Origin of the sequence: Aquimarina sp. MMG015 (assembly GCF_018100855.1) — a bacterium.
Classification (GTDB): Bacteria; Bacteroidota; Bacteroidia; order Flavobacteriales; family Flavobacteriaceae; genus Aquimarina; species Aquimarina latercula.
This window is the reverse complement of the sequence record NZ_JAGJEB010000008.1, coordinates 39,275-57,313: the sequence shown is the minus strand read 5'-3', so window position 1 is coordinate 57,313 and position 18,039 is coordinate 39,275. Positions and strand designations below refer to the sequence as shown.

The 18,039-nt window shown below is 31.6% G+C and carries 13 protein-coding genes; 11 read left to right on the top strand and 2 right to left on the bottom strand.

Going from position 1 to position 18,039, the window contains the following annotated elements; genetic code table 11:
• The first annotated feature begins 8 nt into the window (after window positions 1-8).
• The 11 genes from J8L88_RS15975 (at window position 9) to J8L88_RS15925 (ending at window position 15,719) form a co-directional block, all read left to right on the top strand.
• The gene (locus tag J8L88_RS15975) at window positions 9-2,495 is read left to right on the top strand and encodes a T9SS type A sorting domain-containing protein (protein WP_211061252.1); all 2,487 of its coding nucleotides are present in this window, start codon (window positions 9-11) and stop codon (window positions 2,493-2,495) included.
• A gap of 74 nt (window positions 2,496-2,569) precedes the next feature.
• Window positions 2,570-3,010 (top strand): hypothetical protein, encoded by a 441-nt coding sequence (locus tag J8L88_RS15970; RefSeq protein ID WP_211061251.1) that lies wholly within the window; start codon window positions 2,570-2,572, stop codon window positions 3,008-3,010.
• 57 nt (window positions 3,011-3,067) lie between these two features.
• Complete coding sequence (locus J8L88_RS15965) at window positions 3,068-4,276, top strand: DUF2062 domain-containing protein (protein WP_211061250.1); 1,209 nt, start codon at window positions 3,068-3,070, stop codon at window positions 4,274-4,276.
• Window positions 4,269-7,946 (top strand): MMPL family transporter, encoded by a 3,678-nt coding sequence (locus J8L88_RS15960; RefSeq protein WP_211061249.1) that lies wholly within the window; start codon window positions 4,269-4,271, stop codon window positions 7,944-7,946. Before J8L88_RS15965 ends, J8L88_RS15960 begins: the two co-directional genes overlap by 8 nt.
• Window positions 7,947-7,949: 3 nt before the next feature.
• Window positions 7,950-9,491, top strand: a complete 1,542-nt coding sequence (locus tag J8L88_RS15955) for an NAD(P)/FAD-dependent oxidoreductase (RefSeq protein WP_118386499.1) — start codon at window positions 7,950-7,952, stop codon at window positions 9,489-9,491.
• Window positions 9,491-11,158 (top strand): C45 family peptidase, encoded by a 1,668-nt coding sequence (locus tag J8L88_RS15950; RefSeq protein ID WP_211061248.1) that lies wholly within the window; start codon window positions 9,491-9,493, stop codon window positions 11,156-11,158. Before J8L88_RS15955 ends, J8L88_RS15950 begins: the two co-directional genes overlap by 1 nt.
• Before the next feature lie 4 nt (window positions 11,159-11,162).
• Window positions 11,163-12,464, top strand: coding sequence for a phenylacetate--CoA ligase family protein (locus J8L88_RS15945; RefSeq protein ID WP_211061247.1), 1,302 nt, complete (start codon window positions 11,163-11,165; stop codon window positions 12,462-12,464).
• Window positions 12,465-12,707: 243 nt separating this feature from the next.
• Window positions 12,708-13,169, top strand: a complete 462-nt coding sequence (locus tag J8L88_RS15940; protein ID WP_211061246.1) for a hypothetical protein — start codon at window positions 12,708-12,710, stop codon at window positions 13,167-13,169.
• 46 nt (window positions 13,170-13,215) lie between these two features.
• On the top strand, window positions 13,216-13,638 hold the full coding sequence (locus J8L88_RS15935; protein ID WP_211061245.1) for a hypothetical protein: 423 nt from the start codon (window positions 13,216-13,218) through the stop codon (window positions 13,636-13,638).
• Between the two features lie 609 nt (window positions 13,639-14,247).
• Window positions 14,248-15,054, top strand: a complete 807-nt coding sequence (locus J8L88_RS15930) for a sensor histidine kinase (RefSeq protein WP_118386493.1) — start codon at window positions 14,248-14,250, stop codon at window positions 15,052-15,054.
• The gene (locus tag J8L88_RS15925) at window positions 15,051-15,719 is read left to right on the top strand and encodes a response regulator (RefSeq protein ID WP_211061244.1); all 669 of its coding nucleotides are present in this window, start codon (window positions 15,051-15,053) and stop codon (window positions 15,717-15,719) included. The genes J8L88_RS15930 and J8L88_RS15925 overlap by 4 nt, the downstream gene beginning before the upstream one ends.
• A 13-nt stretch (window positions 15,720-15,732) precedes the next feature.
• Here J8L88_RS15925 and J8L88_RS15920 read toward each other — a convergent pair whose 3' ends face one another.
• Together J8L88_RS15920 and J8L88_RS15915 are read right to left on the bottom strand one after the other, a co-directional pair.
• Window positions 15,733-16,914, bottom strand: coding sequence for a class I SAM-dependent methyltransferase (locus tag J8L88_RS15920; RefSeq protein WP_211061243.1), 1,182 nt, complete (start codon window positions 16,912-16,914; stop codon window positions 15,733-15,735).
• A gap of 3 nt (window positions 16,915-16,917) precedes the next feature.
• A complete protein-coding gene (locus tag J8L88_RS15915; protein WP_211061242.1) occupies window positions 16,918-18,006 on the bottom strand; it encodes an AI-2E family transporter in 1,089 nt (362 codons plus the stop codon).
• Window positions 18,007-18,039: the final 33 nt, after the last annotated feature.

The following is an 18,039-nucleotide window of genomic DNA, read 5'->3' as shown; positions in this document are numbered from 1 at the left end:
AAACATAAATGAAGAAAACGCCCTTTCTGATTATTGCTACTTTAAGCTGTTGTTTATTAACGGCTCAAAATTGGAGAAATTCACCGTCTCATGATGAGAGTAATTATTTTGATATTGTTCGTGAGAAACGACAAGAATATAGTTCTATAAATAAAAGCAGGACAAGAGTTGATAGAAAAAAAATAAAACAATTTGAGCGTTGGGCTTATTATTGGGAAAGACGTATAAATGAAGATGGCACTTTTCCAGACCCAATGAAAACTTATAATGAATGGGATAAGTATCAAGAAAATAATCCGATTCAAAAAAATACAAATAATGCTAACTGGACACTAGTAGGTCCCAAGGTTATTCCAGATTCTGAAACTACTTTTTATGCAGGAATGGGAAGGCTAAATGTAGTTACGTTCAATCCTAATGATTTAGATGAAATATGGGTAGGTTCTCCTGGAGGAGGAGTTTGGAGATCTAATGATTTTGGAAATAATTGGATGCCTAAAGGGGATAATATCCCTAATCTTGGAGTTTCTGATATCGTTTTTGATCCTACCAATAGCGATATAATGTATTTGGCAACTGGAGATTTTGATGGATTTCAGAACAATTCTATTGGAGTATTGAAATCCACTGATCATGGAGAATCTTGGCAAACAACAGGACTTAATTATGAGGTTAAAAGAACACGACAAATCGCACATTTATTAATTGACCCTAATAATACGAATACGATTTTTGCAACTACGGATAGAGGTATTTATAAGTCTACAGATGCAGGAGCTAATTGGGTTGTTAAAACAGCTACAGCTCGTTTTAATGATATTATGTACAAAGAAGGATCTACGTCTACGTTATTTGCAACGAACGGTTCGAGTACCAACTTTTATATTTCTACTGATAATGGAGAAACTTGGACAACATCATCTACAGGACTAACAAATGGAGGACGTTTTGATATTGCCACAACAGCAAGTAATCCAGAGTTTTTGATGGGAATGAATAATGGAACTATTTATAGATCTACAGATGGAGGAACATCTTGGTCTACAGTATCGTCACCAGCCACATTGAGTACACAAGGAGGATATAATCAAACAATTTTGATTGCACCAGATGATGCTAATCTCGTTATTGTTGGTGGAGTAGATGGATGGAGAAGCACTGATGGAGGTTCTAGTTGGGAAAAATATTTAGATGGATATTGGGTGCCTGGAACACCATTTTTTTATGTGCATTCTGATCATCATGATTTAGAATTTTTACCAGGAAGTAGTACTGAGGTGTTTTCAGCAAATGATGGAGGGTTATTCGTAGGTAATATAAGAACTAATGATCCTTGGTTAGATTTATCTTCTGGATTGTCAATTACACAATATTATAAAGTTGCTGGGACTCCGCAGAATGCCGATTTTTTATTAGCAGGAGCGCAAGACAATGATATAACACAGTATAATGGAATTGATTGGATTAACAGAAATTATGGAAGTGATGGTGTAGAAGCATTATGGAATTACAGTGATTCAAATGTAGCATATACTTGTAGTCAAGTGGGGTATGTAGAACGTACTACAGATGGTTGGGCAACTAGAACTACAGCACTTAATACACCTAGAGGAGCACGTTTTGTTTGGCCTTTAGAAATTGATCCTACGGATCCCAATACAATTTATGGAGGATTCGGAAATATTTATAGTTCTTCTAATTCGGGAGATGATTGGACAAATATGAATTCTCCTGGAGGTGCTCCAACGGCAATTACGATTGCACCTTCTAATAATCAGGTGCTTTATGTAACTGATGGAAATGGAGTTTACACTACAGCTAACGGAGGAACAGATTGGAATACATTAACACTACCTGTAGCGGGTAATGTAACCAGTATTGCGGTAAACTCAACGGATCCTACAGAACTTTATATTTGCTACGGTAGATATAATGACGGTAATAAGGTTTTTAGATCGAATAATTCCGGAACTACTTGGGAAAATATTTCTGGCACTTTGCCCAATGTTCCAATGCATAAAATTTTATTTTTAACAGGAGGAGATGGTGATCTTTTTCTTGGGTCTGATATTGGAGTTTTTCATAGAAATAATACTGGTACAGATTGGCAAATTTATGGTCAAGGTTTACCAAATGTAATATCTAATGATTTAGAAGTACATTACGGAACAGATAAGTTACGGGTGGCTACTTATGGACGCGGTGTATGGGAGGTTTCTATTGCATCTAATCAATTAGGAATTGGAGAGTTCGAAGACCCTAATGTGCTAACGATATTTCCTAATCCTTCTAATGGTGTATTTACACTAAAACTAGTGGATTTTAATAATGAGTCTGAAATTACCATATACAATATTATTGGAGGAGTTGTAAAAAGCTTTAAAACAAATGAAATTACAAATACTGTTGATTTATCGTCTTATAGCGCAGGTGTTTATCTTGTTGATATGAGAAACAATAATAAGAGGATAGTAAAACGAGTAATCCTTAAATAGTTTAAAATAAATAATTTTTAACCGGTACGAAATGTCTATTTTCGTACCGGTTATTAATATTTGTAAAAATAAAAATGAAGTATATTTATATAATACTAGGGGTAATTATATGTTTTTCAACAATATCTTGTAAAAAAGAAATCTCTCTTATTTCATCAGTAAAGGAAACGGTTATACGAGGTGTACCTTCAAAGCATCCTTATATTCAGTATAAGCTAGAGTTTGAAGTCTTACAAGAAGACGCTCAAATAAAAATACAGCAGATTACTTTTCCTCTTTTAGGAATTCAAAATGATGAATTGAAATATGATATTATGGATTTGAAATCCAACCTTATTGTTTCTGAAATTAATGGAAAGGGGAGATATGTAATAAACATTATTCCTAAAAGTAGTGCGCAAGGTATTGTTCGTACCAAGAAATTGGATGAAATAGAGATATCTTGGTTATTAAATAATGTTTTGAAAAAAACAAAAATTTCTTCTTTTGTTGAAAAAACGAAGAGAATTAGATAAGATTTATAGCAGTTTAATAGCAGCATGTCCTATTTTTGCAACTGAAAAAATAGCACTGTGACTGAAACTACTTTATATGATACTCGTTTCGAGACACTAAATTGTTGTGTTTTCATACCCACATATAACAATCAGAATACTTTGGATAGAGTTATCCAAGGAGTAATGAAATACACGGATCGTATCATTATAATTAATGATGGTGCTACAGATAATACTTCTCGTATTTTAGAAAATTACCAGAATCAATTTACTATTATAACTTTTCCAGAAAATAAAGGAAAGGGGATGGCGCTTAGAGAAGGGTTTAAGCAAGCGAGTAAATCGGGGTATGCTTATATGATTACTATAGATAGTGATGGACAACATTTTCCTAGCGATTTACCACTGTTTTTAGATCAATTAGAGAAACAGGATAAAAACAGTTCTTTGCTGTTAATAGGATCAAGAGATATGGATGATCCTTCAGTGCCAGGGAAAAGCAGTTTTGGAAATAAATTTTCTAATTTTTGGTATTATATAGAGACGGGCATAAAACTGAAGGATACACAGTCTGGATATCGATTGTATCCAATTAAAGAGATTGCTAAGCTTAAACTTTTCACTACAAAATTCGAATTAGAGATAGAAGTAATCGTTAAGTTGGCTTGGAGAAATGTAGAAGTTCGTAATATACCAGTGCAGGTGTTATACGATGAAACCGAAAGAGTATCTCACTTTAGACCATTTAAAGATTTTACGCGTATTAGTATTCTTAATACATGGTTGGTTACTTTGACCTTGTTTTTTTATTTACCAAAACGGCTTATTAATAGAGTAAAAAAAAAAGGATTTAAGCAATATTGGAGAGAAAATGTTTTAAGGAGTGATGATCCGCCAATAAAAAAATCAAGTGCAATAGCTTTGGGTCTTTTTATTGGGATAGCACCTTTGTGGGGTTTTCAAACGATTTTAGTCATATCGCTTGCTATCGCTCTTAAATTAAATAGAACTATTGCCTTTTTGTTTTCTAATATTAGTATTCCTCCATTGATTCCTTTTATTATCTATGGTAGTTATCAGATAGGAGCAGTTGCAATGGGTAAAGAAATGGATGCAACTTTAAATATTGAAGATATAAAATCAGGAACCGATGTTTTTAAAAGTTTAGGTCAATATGTCTTAGGAAGTTTTATTTTGGCAACATTAGTTTCATCAATTTCAGGAGTCATTGCGTATTTGTATTTTAGCTCTCGGAAATCTAAAAGCAATGCAATAGATGCATAAATTATTTCTCTCATTATATCAATATATAAAACAGAATAGATTAGTTGCTTGGCCAATAATTATAGGCTGTATTACAATATTTGCCTTTCTGGCAAGCCGTATAGGTTTTGAGGAAGATATTACTAGATTAATTCCTAACAGTGATAAATCAGAGGTTACACAAAAAGTTTTAAAAACGGTCTCGTTCTCCGATAAAATTGTAGTCAATATTGCTAACAAAGGGGAGAATCCTGATGATCTTACAGAATACGCTACGACCTTTATTGATTCTATAAACACGCATCTTTCTAAATATGTAAAAAAAATACAAGGCAAAGTAGGGGATGATAATGTGATGGAATTATACGATTTTGTATACGATCACCTTCCCTTTTTTCTTACTAAAGATGATTATGACAATTTAGATAAAAAGGTTAACCCAGATTCTATTGCTAGGGTTATAGAGAGTAATTATAAATCTGTGATTTCTCCAGCAGGTGTTGTTACTAGGAAGTATATTGTGAAAGATCCTTTATCGTTAACACCTATAGGACTCCAAAAGCTTGCACAACTTCAGTTAGGAGATAATTATGATCTATACAATGGTTTTTTAATTACTAAAGACAGGAAAAATTTGTTGTTATTTCTTACTCCTGCTTTAGCAACAAATGAGACAGGAGAGAATACTATTTTTGTAGAGAAGTTAAAAAAAATCACTAACAACCTTAATGAGAAGCATTCCGAAACAACCAATGCTACTTTGTTTGGAGCTACGTTGTATGCAGTAGCTAATGCTAAACAGATAAAAGGCGACATACAACTCACAGTTAGTATTGCTATGACGATACTGTTGTTGATACTAATTTTCTTTTATCGTAAGTTAGCAGTACCACTTATTATTTTTGCACCTACTATATTTGGTGCTACTGTAGCTATTGCTTTATTATACTTGATCAAAGGAAAAATTTCCGCTATATCCTTAGGTATAGGTTCTGTTTTGTTGGGAATTACACTGGATTATTCCTTGCATATTCTTACACATTTTAGGAATAATAATAATGTGAAAGAATTGTATAAAGATGTTTCTATGCCCGTAATAATGAGTAGTCTTACTACAGCAGTTGCATTTTTATGTTTAATTTTTGTAAAATCCGAAGCGTTAAATGATCTTGGGATTTTTGCAGCAATAAGTGTAGTTGGGGCATCTGTTTTTGCATTAATTTTTATACCACAGGTATATCGTTTTTCAGAAAGTAAAAAGACAAATAGAAAAACTTTTATAGATAAAATATCTCAAATAGATTTTCATAAAAATAAAGTTTTAATTTCCATTATAAGTATTGTGTTTATTGTCGGATTATTTCTTTTTCATAAAGTTGGCTTTAATACAGATTTGAGTACCATGAATTATCAACCGGAAGAGTTGGTGGCTGCAGAGGAAGACCTGGATAGAATAAACAATAACAAAGCAAAATCAATTTATCTAGTTTCTTATGGTTCTTCATTAAATGAAGCTTTAAACGCAAATAATAAATTATTTGAAACTCTTGATCAAAAGAAATCAAATAATGAATTAATAAACTTTAGCTCCGTTGGAGGAATTGTGTTATCTAAGGAAGCTCAAATAGAGAAAATAGCTCTTTGGAATGAGTTTTGGACAAAAAAACGTAAAGATTCTTTAACCAATTTATTAATAGAAAAAGGGAAGGTTCTTGGTTTTAAACCAGAGACATTCACTCAATTTTATACAGCATTAAATAAAGAAATTAACCCAATTGGTTTTAACGAATATCAAAATATTAAAGAACTGTACCTCGATGAATTTGTAACTAGTGAAAAGGATTTTTCTACTGTTGTTTCGGCAATTAAAGTTGATCATCAAAAAGCTGATGAGATTAATGCCTCACTTAATAAGATTCCCAACACCGTAGTTATTGATAGGAAACAGTTGAATGAGAATTTGTTAGGGAATCTAAAGAATGATTTTAATTCATTGATTGGGTATTCCTTAATAGCTGTAGTCCTATTACTGTTGTTGTTTTATAAAGACCCAATGCTTGCTTTGGTTACTGCATTACCTATTGCTATTACGTGGGTAATTACATTGGGAGTAATGAAAATGCTAGGAATTGATTTTAATATTTTTAATGTAATCATTTCTACATTTATTTTTGGATTGGGTGTAGATTACAGCATTTTTATAACGAACGGACTTATAAAGGAATATACGTATGGGGTTAAGGAACTTTCGACCTATAAGACCTCTATTTTGTTATCCGTAATTACTACTATTTTAGGAGTTGGGGTTTTGATCTTTGCAAAACATCCTGCTTTACGTTCTATATCTACGGTATCCTTAATTGGTATTCTATCGGCAGTGTTGGTTTCATTTACTATCCAGCCAATGTTATTTAGAGCGTTTATTACTAATCGAGCAAGAAAAGGATTAACTCCGCTTAGAATTCGTCAAACATTATGGTCAATATTTAGTTTTGGGTATTTTATTATTGGCGGATTTATAGTTTCCGTAGTGAGTAGCCTTATTATTCCGTGGTTTCCGGTGAGCAAGAAAAAGAAAATGGCTGTTTTTCATAAAGTGGTTTCTAAGTTAATGGGATCTGTATTATATTCTAATCCTTTTGTAAAAAAACGTATATATAATCCGGAAAACGAAGATTTTAGTAAGCAATGTATTATTATAGCAAACCATTCATCTTTCTTAGATATCATTTCTATAGGGATGTTATACCCTAAGTTGATCTATTTAGTGAAAGATTGGGTTTATGATAATCCAGTTTTTGGTAGGGCTGCAAAATTAGCTGGATTTTACCCAGTTTCTTCTGGTATAGAAGGAGGGGTTGAACACTTAAGAGAAAAAGTCAAACAAGGATATTCTTTAATTGCATTTCCCGAAGGAAGCAGAACAGAAACCGCTAAAATGAGTAGATTTCATAAAGGATCCTTCTATCTAGCTCAAGAGCTAAATTTAGATATACTACCAGTTGTTATTCATGGCAATTCACAGGTTTCTCCTAAGGGGGATTTTATTATTCACGATGGAGCTATTCAATTAAAAATATTACCAAGAATTCAATTAGATAATAAAGAGTTTGGAGATGGGTATACAGACAGAACTAAAAAAATAAGTTCGTATTTTAAAGAGCAATATGCCACTTTACAAAATGATCTGGAAGGAATTGATTATTATAAAAAAGCATTATTAAATAACTATAGATACAAGAGTTGTTTTGGAGAAGTAAAAATTGATTACTTAGCAAATAAGGAACAATATTATAAAACAGCGAGTTTTATAGAGCAAAAAGATCGTGTGATTTGTTATAGTGATGATTATGGTCAATTTCTTTTACACCTAGCTTTTAAAAGGCCGTATGCTAAATTAAAAGGAATTTTAACTAAACCTCAGAAATTGAGTGTGGCAAAAAACTGTTATACAACGGTTAGGAATAAAATAGAATTTGTGGCTGATGAAGATTTGACATCGACAAAATTTGATGTACTTTTGTTACATACAACTACACCATTACAACCACAACATTTAAAGAATTTAGTGTCAGAGGATATTACAAGAATTATTGTTACCTCTGAAGATAATTTGTTTTTCGAATCATTGAAAACTACATTTAAGGTAGTTGTTCAAGAGTTTGGATTAACAGTTTTGAATAGAATATAGCACATGCAAGAAAAATTTGATGTCATTATCATTGGGAGTGGATTAGGTGGATTGGTTTCTGCAAACATTCTTGCTAAAGAAGGTAAGAAAGTATGTGTATTAGAAAAGAACAATCAATTCGGAGGAAACTTACAGACTTTTGTTAGAGATAAAAGTATTTTCGATACAGGAATTCATTATATAGGCGGTTTAGATAAAGGCCAGAATCTATATCAGTATTTTAAGTATTTAGATATTATGGATGATCTAAAACTTAAAAGAATGGATATCGATGCGTATGATGTCATTACTTTTGATGATGACGAATTTGAATACCCACATGCACAGGGATATGATAATTTTGTAAAACAGCTAGTAAAGTTTTTTCCAGAAGAAAAAAAAGGGATTCAAGAGTATGTAGATAAGGTAAAAGATACTTGTTATAGATTTCCATTGTATAATTTAAATGAAGGAGATCGATATTATGGAGAAGATCTATTAACACTAAAGGCCAAGGATTATATAAATAGTATTATTAAAGATCCAAAATTAAGAGCTGTACTCGCTGGTTCTAATTTGTTATATGCAGGAGACCCAGAAAAAACACCATTTTATGTTCATGCATTATCGGTTAATTCATATATGGAAAGTGCTTGGAGATGTATTCAGGGAGGAAGTCAGATAGCTAAGTTATTAGTAAAAAGATTTAGAGCACTTGGAGGTAAAATTTACAAATACCAAGAAGTAAATAAATTTAATTTCGAAGAAGATCAATTAGTTTCTGTATCCACTACCAAAGGAGATACTTTTTATGCAGATAATTTTGTCTCTAATGTAGATCCAAAACTTACATTACAGATTGTTGGTAAAGAAAGATTTAGAAAATTATATTATAAGAGAATTCAGAATACAGAAAGTATAATTTCTTCTTTCAGTTTATATATAGTTTTCGAAAAAGGAACATTTCCTTATATCAATAAAAACTACTACCATACTAAAACATTTGATCAAGTATGGACCACTCAGGATTATGCCGAAGAGAATTGGCCAGAAGCATATATGTTTACGACCAATGAAGATCTCAAAAACCCAGGTTATGCAGAAAATTTGACTTCAATTGCTTATATGCGATTCGATGAAATGGAACCTTGGAGTCATACCTTTAATACTGTTGCAGAAAAGAATGATAGAGGAGAAGATTATGAAGCATTTAAGCAACGCAAAATTGAAGCTTATTTAAAAGAAATTGAAAAAAAATACCCAAATATCAGATCCTGCATTAAATCTATTCATACTTCTACACCACTTTCTTATAGAGATTATATAGGCTGTTATGAGGGTTCTATGTATGGTTTTGTAAAGGATGCAGATAATCCAATGAAATCCTTTTTATCACCAAGAACTCGGATTCCTAATTTGTTATTTACTGGTCAAGGATTAAATATGCACGGAGTGCTGGGAGTAACGATAAGCGCAGTAGTTACTTGTGGAGAATTAGTGGGTAAAGAACATTTATTACAAAGAATAAAAGATACTTTGGCAGAAAAAGAATTATCCGAGTCATAATGAAAAATATTTGCTATCATATTTTCTTTATATCTATTGTCATCTTGTTTTCTTCCTGTGGTGTTAAGAAATCATTGGCTGCAAAACCAGATATTTCTGGAATAGAAAATGTCGATACTACTCGGATAAAACACAGTGAAACTTTTTTTACATTAAACAATAATCTGCTTAGAAAGAATAAACAAGGATTATGGGAAATGTATTTAGAAGGTAAGCCACTCGAACGAGGAGTTGCAGCAGGAAGTTTGAGTCGAGAATTGATTAAAATTCAAGAAGATGCTTTTATCGGCAAAATAACTGAATTGATTCCTTCAGAAAGTTACCTTAAATTCTTGAGTAAAATTGTAGCTTGGTATAATCGAAAGTTACATTTGAATGTTCCAGAAGAGTACAAAACAGAAATTTATGGAGTTTCCAGATATGCATCGAATGATTATAATGATTTTGCGGAACCTTATGTAAGAATGTTATATGCGCACGGAGCGCATGATATCGGGCACGCATTACAAGATTTGATGTTAGTCGGTTGTACGTCTTTTGCCGCTTGGGATGACAAAACAGTTGATGGAAAATTGTTAATAGGACGTAATTTTGATTTCTATGCGGGAGATGACTTTTCTAAAGAAAAGTTAGTGACTTTTATGAACCCTTCTGAGGGTTATAAATTTATGACTTATGGATGGGCCGGAATGATGGGAGCACTATCAGGAATGAATGAAGAAGGACTAACGGTTACTATTAATGCAGGTAAATCTAAAATTCCATTGATAGCAAAGACCCCAATATCGATTCTAACAAGAGAGATTTTACAATATGCGTCTACTATCGATGAAGCTATCGAAATAGCAAAGAAAAGAGAAGTGTTTGTTTCAGAATCTATTATGATTGGTAGTGCTAAGGATAAAAGGGCCGCACTGATAGAAGTTTCTCCTGATAATTTTGGAGTGTATAAGGTACCAAATACAAACCAATTGATTTGTTCTAATCATTTTCAGAGTGATTCTTATACACAAGATAAACGCAATCAAAAAGCTATAGAAGAGAGCCATTCTTTTTATAGATATCAGCGAATGACAGAGTTACTATCCGAAAATGATAAGTTAACTCCTGAAAAAGCAGTAGCAATATTGAGAAATAGAGATGGTCTTGATGATAAATTGATAGGATACGGTAATGAAAAGGCATTGAATCAGATGCTAGCACACCACGGTATTGTTTTTCAACCTGAAGAACGTAAAGTATGGGTTTCTACCAATCCATATCAGATGGGAGAATTTGTAGCCTATGATCTTGATGATGTTTTTGGAAGAATGAAACAACAAAAAGAAGAAATAGTGATTGCTACAGAATCTTTAAATGTTCCCGAAGATCAGTTTATTTATACTAAAACATATGCCAATTACGAAGCATTTAGAATATTAAGTAGAAAAATTGAAAGCGCTATTGATAATGAAGAAAAGATTTCAGAAGACGAACTTTTAAGATTTCAAAGCTTAAACTCTAATTATTGGGCGACGTATTATATACTAGGAGAATATTATTATGTGCAAAAAAAATATAAGAAAGCTTTGATAGCTTTTAAACAAGCACAGAAAAGAGAGGTAACTACAGTTCCTGATGTAAAGAATATAGAGAAATACATTAGGAAGTGTGAACGAAAAATATAAGTTAATGACTCAACATATAGAACAATCTACACCAGCGGAAATATCGAATCTTCAGAATGAAAAACTTCTTGAGTTAATCGATTTTGTTATTCAGTATTCTCCGTATTATAAAAGATTGTTTGCTAATCTAGGTATTTCTAAAGAAGATATCCAAACCGTTGATGATCTTAAAAAACTTCCTATTACTACTAAGGATGATTTACAGGCGTATAACGATGATTTTTTATGTGTTCCTAAATCAGAAATTGTAGATTATGTAACTACTTCTGGAACCTTAGGGAAGCCGGTTACGTTTGCACTAACGGAGAAAGATCTACAAAGATTAGCGTATAATGAAGCAACTTCTTTCGAAACAGCAGGAGTAACCAAAACAGATGTGGTGCAGTTGACTACTACTTTGGACAGAAGATTTATGGCGGGTCTTGCATACTTTTTGGGAACCAGAAAGTTAGGAGCAGCAATGGTTCGTGTAGGATCAGGAATTCCAGAATTACAATGGGATTCTATAGAGCGTTTTCAGTCTACTTATTTAGTGGTAGTGCCTTCTTTTTTACTAAAGTTAATTTCCTATGCGGAAGCCCACGGGATTGATTATCAAAATTCTTCGGTTAAAGCTGCGATTTGTATCGGAGAACCTTTAAGAGATCAGGATTTTAATTTAAATACTTTAGGCAGTAAGATTAAAGAGAAGTGGGACATAGATTTATATTCTACTTATGCATCTACAGAAATGAGTACTGCATTTACTGAATGTGCAGAACATAGAGGAGGACATCATCGCCCAGAGCTTATTATCGCAGAGATTTTAGATGAAGATGGTAATGCAGTAGAAGAAGGTGAAGTAGGAGAGTTAGCGATTACTACCTTAGGTATTGAAGCGATGCCTTTATTACGATATACTACTGGTGATATGGTACAAGCACATCATGAGCCTTGTAACTGTGGTAGAACAACCATGCGTTTAAGTCCAGTTTTGGGTAGAAAGAAGCATATGATTAAGTATAAAGGGACTACTTTATATCCGCAAAGTGTGATCGAGGTACTCACAAGTTTTGAAGGATTGGGAATGTATATAATTGAAGTAGTTATTGGCGACTTAGGAACCGATAAATTATTGATTCATATTTCAGATTCTCTAAGTGCTTTACGACAAAAAGAGTTAAAAGAACATTTACGAGCAAACCTTAGAGTAGTACCAGATCTGGTATTGAACTCTAAAGAAGCATTAAAAGCTAAAAAATTCCCAGAGATGAGTCGTAAACCAATTTCTTTTATAGATTCTAGAGAAACTACCCATAGTTCCTGAAAGTTATTGTTATTTATTTGATTTTCAGTTAGAAGAAGGGTTTTGTTATATGAAGTAAATAATTTTTTCATATTTACTTCACGATTTAAGTTGTATTTATTATAAATTTAGGGACATTTAATTTAAATCTATTTTATTAGAGTTATCTACTAAAAGATTTTGTTAGATGTTTATTTACATACCCATACTCCATATTTTGTAAGCTTATTTTAATCATATTACTAATTTAAAAGGAAAACAAAAATGAATTCTGATTTACAAAACACAGTAACACTTGAAACTGCAAAAGAATGGACAACCGCTTGGAGAGAAAAGTACCAAGATCCTAAAAATCCACAAGTAAATCCGTGTAATGCTTTTTTAATGCCCGCAGTCGATTTGATAGAGGTTCTAAACGAAATGGGATTGCTAAGTGATAAAGTAGCAAAAAAAGCGCAGCAAAAGGCTTGTCTTAACGGTAGGAAAGTAAGAGCTTATATGGCAATTGGTAATGATAGTCCAGATGAAACTCCTGAAGAAAAGTTATTAGTTGTAGGAACTAAGTACAATCGAAAAACAAGAGTATATCAAGATATCATTAATGAAGAAATTGATGGGGATAAGGTAAAATTAAACTTTTTTGGAGATCCTATTATTAGTAGTGGAATTTATGATTTCACGAGCCCGTGTCCACCAGATTGTGATGTTGAGAGTCCTTTAAATTAAATGCCTTAGAAATTTAATTTTATTATTAATTTAAATCAATAACAAAATGAATCAAGATAACGAAAATACAATCTCTAAAGATACTGGAACACAGTGGACTGCTAATTGGAGATCTCAGCACCCCAATACAGTAAATGCTTTTTTGATACCTGCTGTAGATTTTGTAGAAGTATTAAATGAAATTGGTGTATTAGATGATGCCGCGGCTGCTCAAGCTCAAACAAATGCTAATAATTTAAATTCTAAAATAAGAGGATATTTAGCGATTGATGATAGTAATACAGAAAAAATAATTTTTGTTGGAACTGAAAATGTAGATGGAATAAATAGAGATATTATAGATGGTACTATTGATGGTACTACTCCTACTACATTAAAATCATCGGCGTCAAACTCTTCTACAAGCGGAGTATATGATTTCACTAGTCCTTGTCCGCCAGATTGTGATGAAAATAGTCCTTTAAATTAACTGTTCGATAAGAATGGATTATTTCTTGATACTTAATATATTGACTATAATTTTTCTAATGGTTAATACAATTTTATATTTTAAGAGCTTTGTACCTAGGTACAAAGCTCTTAAAATATTTACAATTTACTTACTAGTAATCTTAATAATACAAGTAAGTTCAATATTAATGGGTAAAGTGTTTCATAGACCAAATCTGTTTTTATCTCATTTTTATTTCATAATTCAATTTGTAGTATTATCATTTTTTTATGTTGAATTATTAAAAAATAAATTCATAACGTATCTATTGATACCAATCCTTTGTTTTTTAACTTATCAATATATAGATGATCCAAGTCTATTTTACAGGTATAATGCAATTGGTATATCAATAACTCAGAGTATTTTAATTATTTACTCTATAATCTATTTGTATAAGTGTTTGCAAGAACAAACTACATTTTTAATTATAAATGTAGGATTGTTTTTGTATTTGATTTCCAGCACTTTAATATTTGCTTCAGGTAATTTGATTTTTGATTTGGATATTTCTGAGTCAATGAACTATTTATTGATTAATACAAATCGTATATTATACTTTTTATTTCAAATCCTAATCTTTATTGAATGGAGAAAGAATTACTACAAGAAGATTCACAGATCATAGTGGTTATTTTGATTGCGATTATGGTATTATTATTAATGGCGGTGTCATTAGTGCTTTTCTTTTTCTTTTCTCGTAAAAAAATAGTTGCAGCAGAGCTAGAAAAAGCCAATATGGCAATCTCTTATCAAAGAGATTTAATCCACGGTACTATAGAAACCCAAGAAGAAGAGCGTAAACGTATTGCGCAGGACTTGCATGACGCTATTAGTGCCAAACTAAATGTGGTTAGTCTTAGTACCAATGTCTTAATAGATGGCAAATTAAATAAAGAAGAACAGGAACAAACATTACAGCATATATTATCAGTTACTACAAAAACTCTAGAAAGTTCAAGAAGATTAGCACATAATTTATTACCTCCAATTTTAGAAAATTTTGGATTGCAAGCTGCAATAGAAGAGCTTTGTGATGAATTTATTAGCAGCAAAAAATTAAAAGTAAATTACACTGTTGTATACCATGATTTTTTTTCTAAAAACAATGAATTGCATATTTTCAGGATTATTCAGGAGTTATTAAATAATTCAGTTCGACACGGTGAGGCGGCTAATGTAGTTTTAAATATTAATGAAGACGATAAAGAACTAATTATAGAATACTCTGATGATGGGAAAGGATTTGATATACAATCCATAAATATAAACAAGGGAATTGGACTTAAGAATATAGAAAGTAGAGTAGAAATACTCAATGGGATACTTTCTTACCAGAGTGAAGTCGGTAATGGAGCAACGTTTACTATTAGCACTAAAAAACCTAAGAAATGAAGAAAGACATTATAAAATTGGCTATTGCTGATGACGAAACATTATTTAGACAAGGGATTACTTTTATTCTGGATAAAGAGAATAATATAGAAATTTGCATACAAGCAGAAAATGGAAATGATTTAGTGAAACAATTAAATCTTTCCAAAGAATTACCAGAGGTCATTTTGATGGATTTAAAAATGCCCGATCTTAATGGAGTAGAAACAACTAAAATTGTTAAAAAGAAATTCCCAGAAATTAAGATCATCGCGCTAACAAGTTATTATAGCAAGCCATTTATCATTAACATGATACAACAGGGAGCTGTTGCTTACCTTGCCAAAAATGCAACACCTACAGAAGTTATAAATACTATAAATCAAGTGGCTATTAAAGGATTCTATTATGATGATAATGTAATGAGCATTTTAGAAGAAGCTTCTTTAAAATCAAAAAAGAAAACCAGAGATAGTGAGTATTTGACCAGCAGAGAAAGGGAAGTTCTAAAGTTGATATGTGAGCAGAAAACAACTACAGAAATTGCAGAACAATTATTTATTAGCCCACGAACGGTAGAAGGACATCGTAATAATTTATTAGTAAAAACAGGATCTAAGAATATTGCTGGTTTGGTAATTCACGCAATAGAGAATCAAATATTTGTGCGTAATGCAGAGCTTTAGTTTAGACTAAATTTTATACTTTTTTACATTTTAAAACTATTTTTTCTTCATTACAATTCGTTGTAAAAAATAGATAGATGTCTCCACCATCTTTAATTTTAAATTTTTTACGAATTTCGGAAACAGTTTCTGGAAAGTTACGTGTAGTAATATTAGCTTTTGTAATTTTTTCCTTCTTCAGTATTTTTTTTTGATAAGGGAACACAGAAAGTATTTCAAAACTCCTTCCAGGAAAATTAATAAGATTATCAGAAGTATATAAATGCGAATGTTGATGGAGTTTTTCTAGGTCAAAACTTTTTGAAACATTATAAAACCCTCCTGATTTCATAATGGCAGCATTAGGCTCATACACGTACTTTTTTGGATTAGAAAATTTAGGTAAAGTATTATTTCCTTCTTTTAATGAAAAATCGAATATCTGATTTTCATTCTTATTGATTTGTATAGTTTTAATTAGGGTATCAGTTTCGATATTTTTCTCTAATACCCAAAGCAACTCTTTTACTTCATTGTTTACCGCAATAACATGAATTTCCTTTACAAATTGTAATGATTTTAATCCAGAATGAATATCGAGTAGAGGAGAAGTTTTGATTAATATGCGATCACTTTTAGAAAATAATAGGTCTAAATTAGATGGAACATCTGGTAAACAATCTTCTAAGAAAAATACTTTTCCTTTGCTATCATGTCTTCTAGATGGATCAATGTAAATCCAATCTACAAACTCTAGTTTTTTTAAAATTTCTAACCCATCACCAGAGTGAGTTTCTATATTGTGAGCATTCAGAGCTCTAAAGTTGTGAGCTGCTATTTCGCTTAAATCTGTATTTAATTCACAATGAATAACTTGCTTTACCTTTTTAGAAAAATAATAGTCATCGATTCCAAAACCTCCAGTAAGATCTATTAAGCTATTGCCGGTAACTAAATTGCTTTTATAAAGTGCCGTGACTTCTGATGAAGTTTGTTCTAAATTAAGGGTAGGAGGATAATAGATATCCTTTGTTTTATACCATAGTGGTAACTTGTCTTTTGTCTTTTGTCTACCATTAATCTGCTGGGCTAATTCTTGTACGCTTATAGTATCATAAGGACTACCGGATAATATAAACTTAGTCAGATCTATTGGTTCGTTGGATTTTTTATAGATAAAATCCTGTACTTCCTTATGTAATACGTTGTTATTCAATCGTTACAATTCTTTAGTTAATTGCTTAACAATTTTATACTCAGATAAAAATTCTTTTGCAATTACCTTAATAGCTGTATAAAAAGGCACAGCTACAATTAGACCTCCAATTCCAAATAATGCACCAAAAATAAGTATAGCAAGGAAAATCTCTAAAGGATGTGATTTTACACTGTTCCCGAAAATCAAAGGCTGATTTAAGAAATTATCAATTAGCTGTATTACGATATATCCTATTAAAATATAGGTTAATTTAGGAAGAATAACGGATTGAAAATCGTATCCCAAATTACTTGTCGCGGCCAAGATTAATACCAAAGCTCCACCAAATAATGGGCCTACGTAAGGTATTAAGTTGAAAATAGCCGCAATTAAAGCAACTGCAATCGCATTGTGAACCCCAAAAATCAATAATAAAATAGTATATAAAACGAATAGTATAAATATCTGTAGTAGCAAGCCAACGAAGTATCTAGATAATAAATCTTTGATTTTATTAAACGCACGCATAAACCTAGTTTCATCTTCTTTTTTGGCAAAAACCATCAAACTTTTTTCCAATAACTTACTGTCTTTTAATAGAAAAAAAGAAATAAATAAGACAGAAAACAACCCGATTAATAAGGCTCCGAAACCACTTAAAAAGGTATTGATAGCATCAGGAATCGCTTTTAAGTCAAAGAACTCCATTAAATCAGTTTGCTTAATTAATTCTATAAAGTTCAGTTTTTCTACGTTAAAATAATCGCTGATCTCCTGGTTTAAACGATCTAGGTCATCTCCAACTTCATTTATATCAATTTCTCCGATCAATTGTCCTTGTTCTGTAATGATAGGCACAAACAAGAGAAATAAACTAAGAAAGAGACCAATGGTGATAAAAAGTGTAAATATTACGGCAAGTGAGTTATTGAATTTTAATCGTCTTTTTAGGAATAACACAAACGGTCTTCCCATTAAAGAAATTACCGCAGCAAAAGTAACATAGAGAAGAATAGATTGTATTTTATATAAAAACCAAAGTAAAATGACTACTCCGACAACGATTCCTAGGGCTCTTAAAATCCCATATGCGATTGTTTTTGAATTCATAATTATATTTTTAAACAAACTTTAGTTAATTGA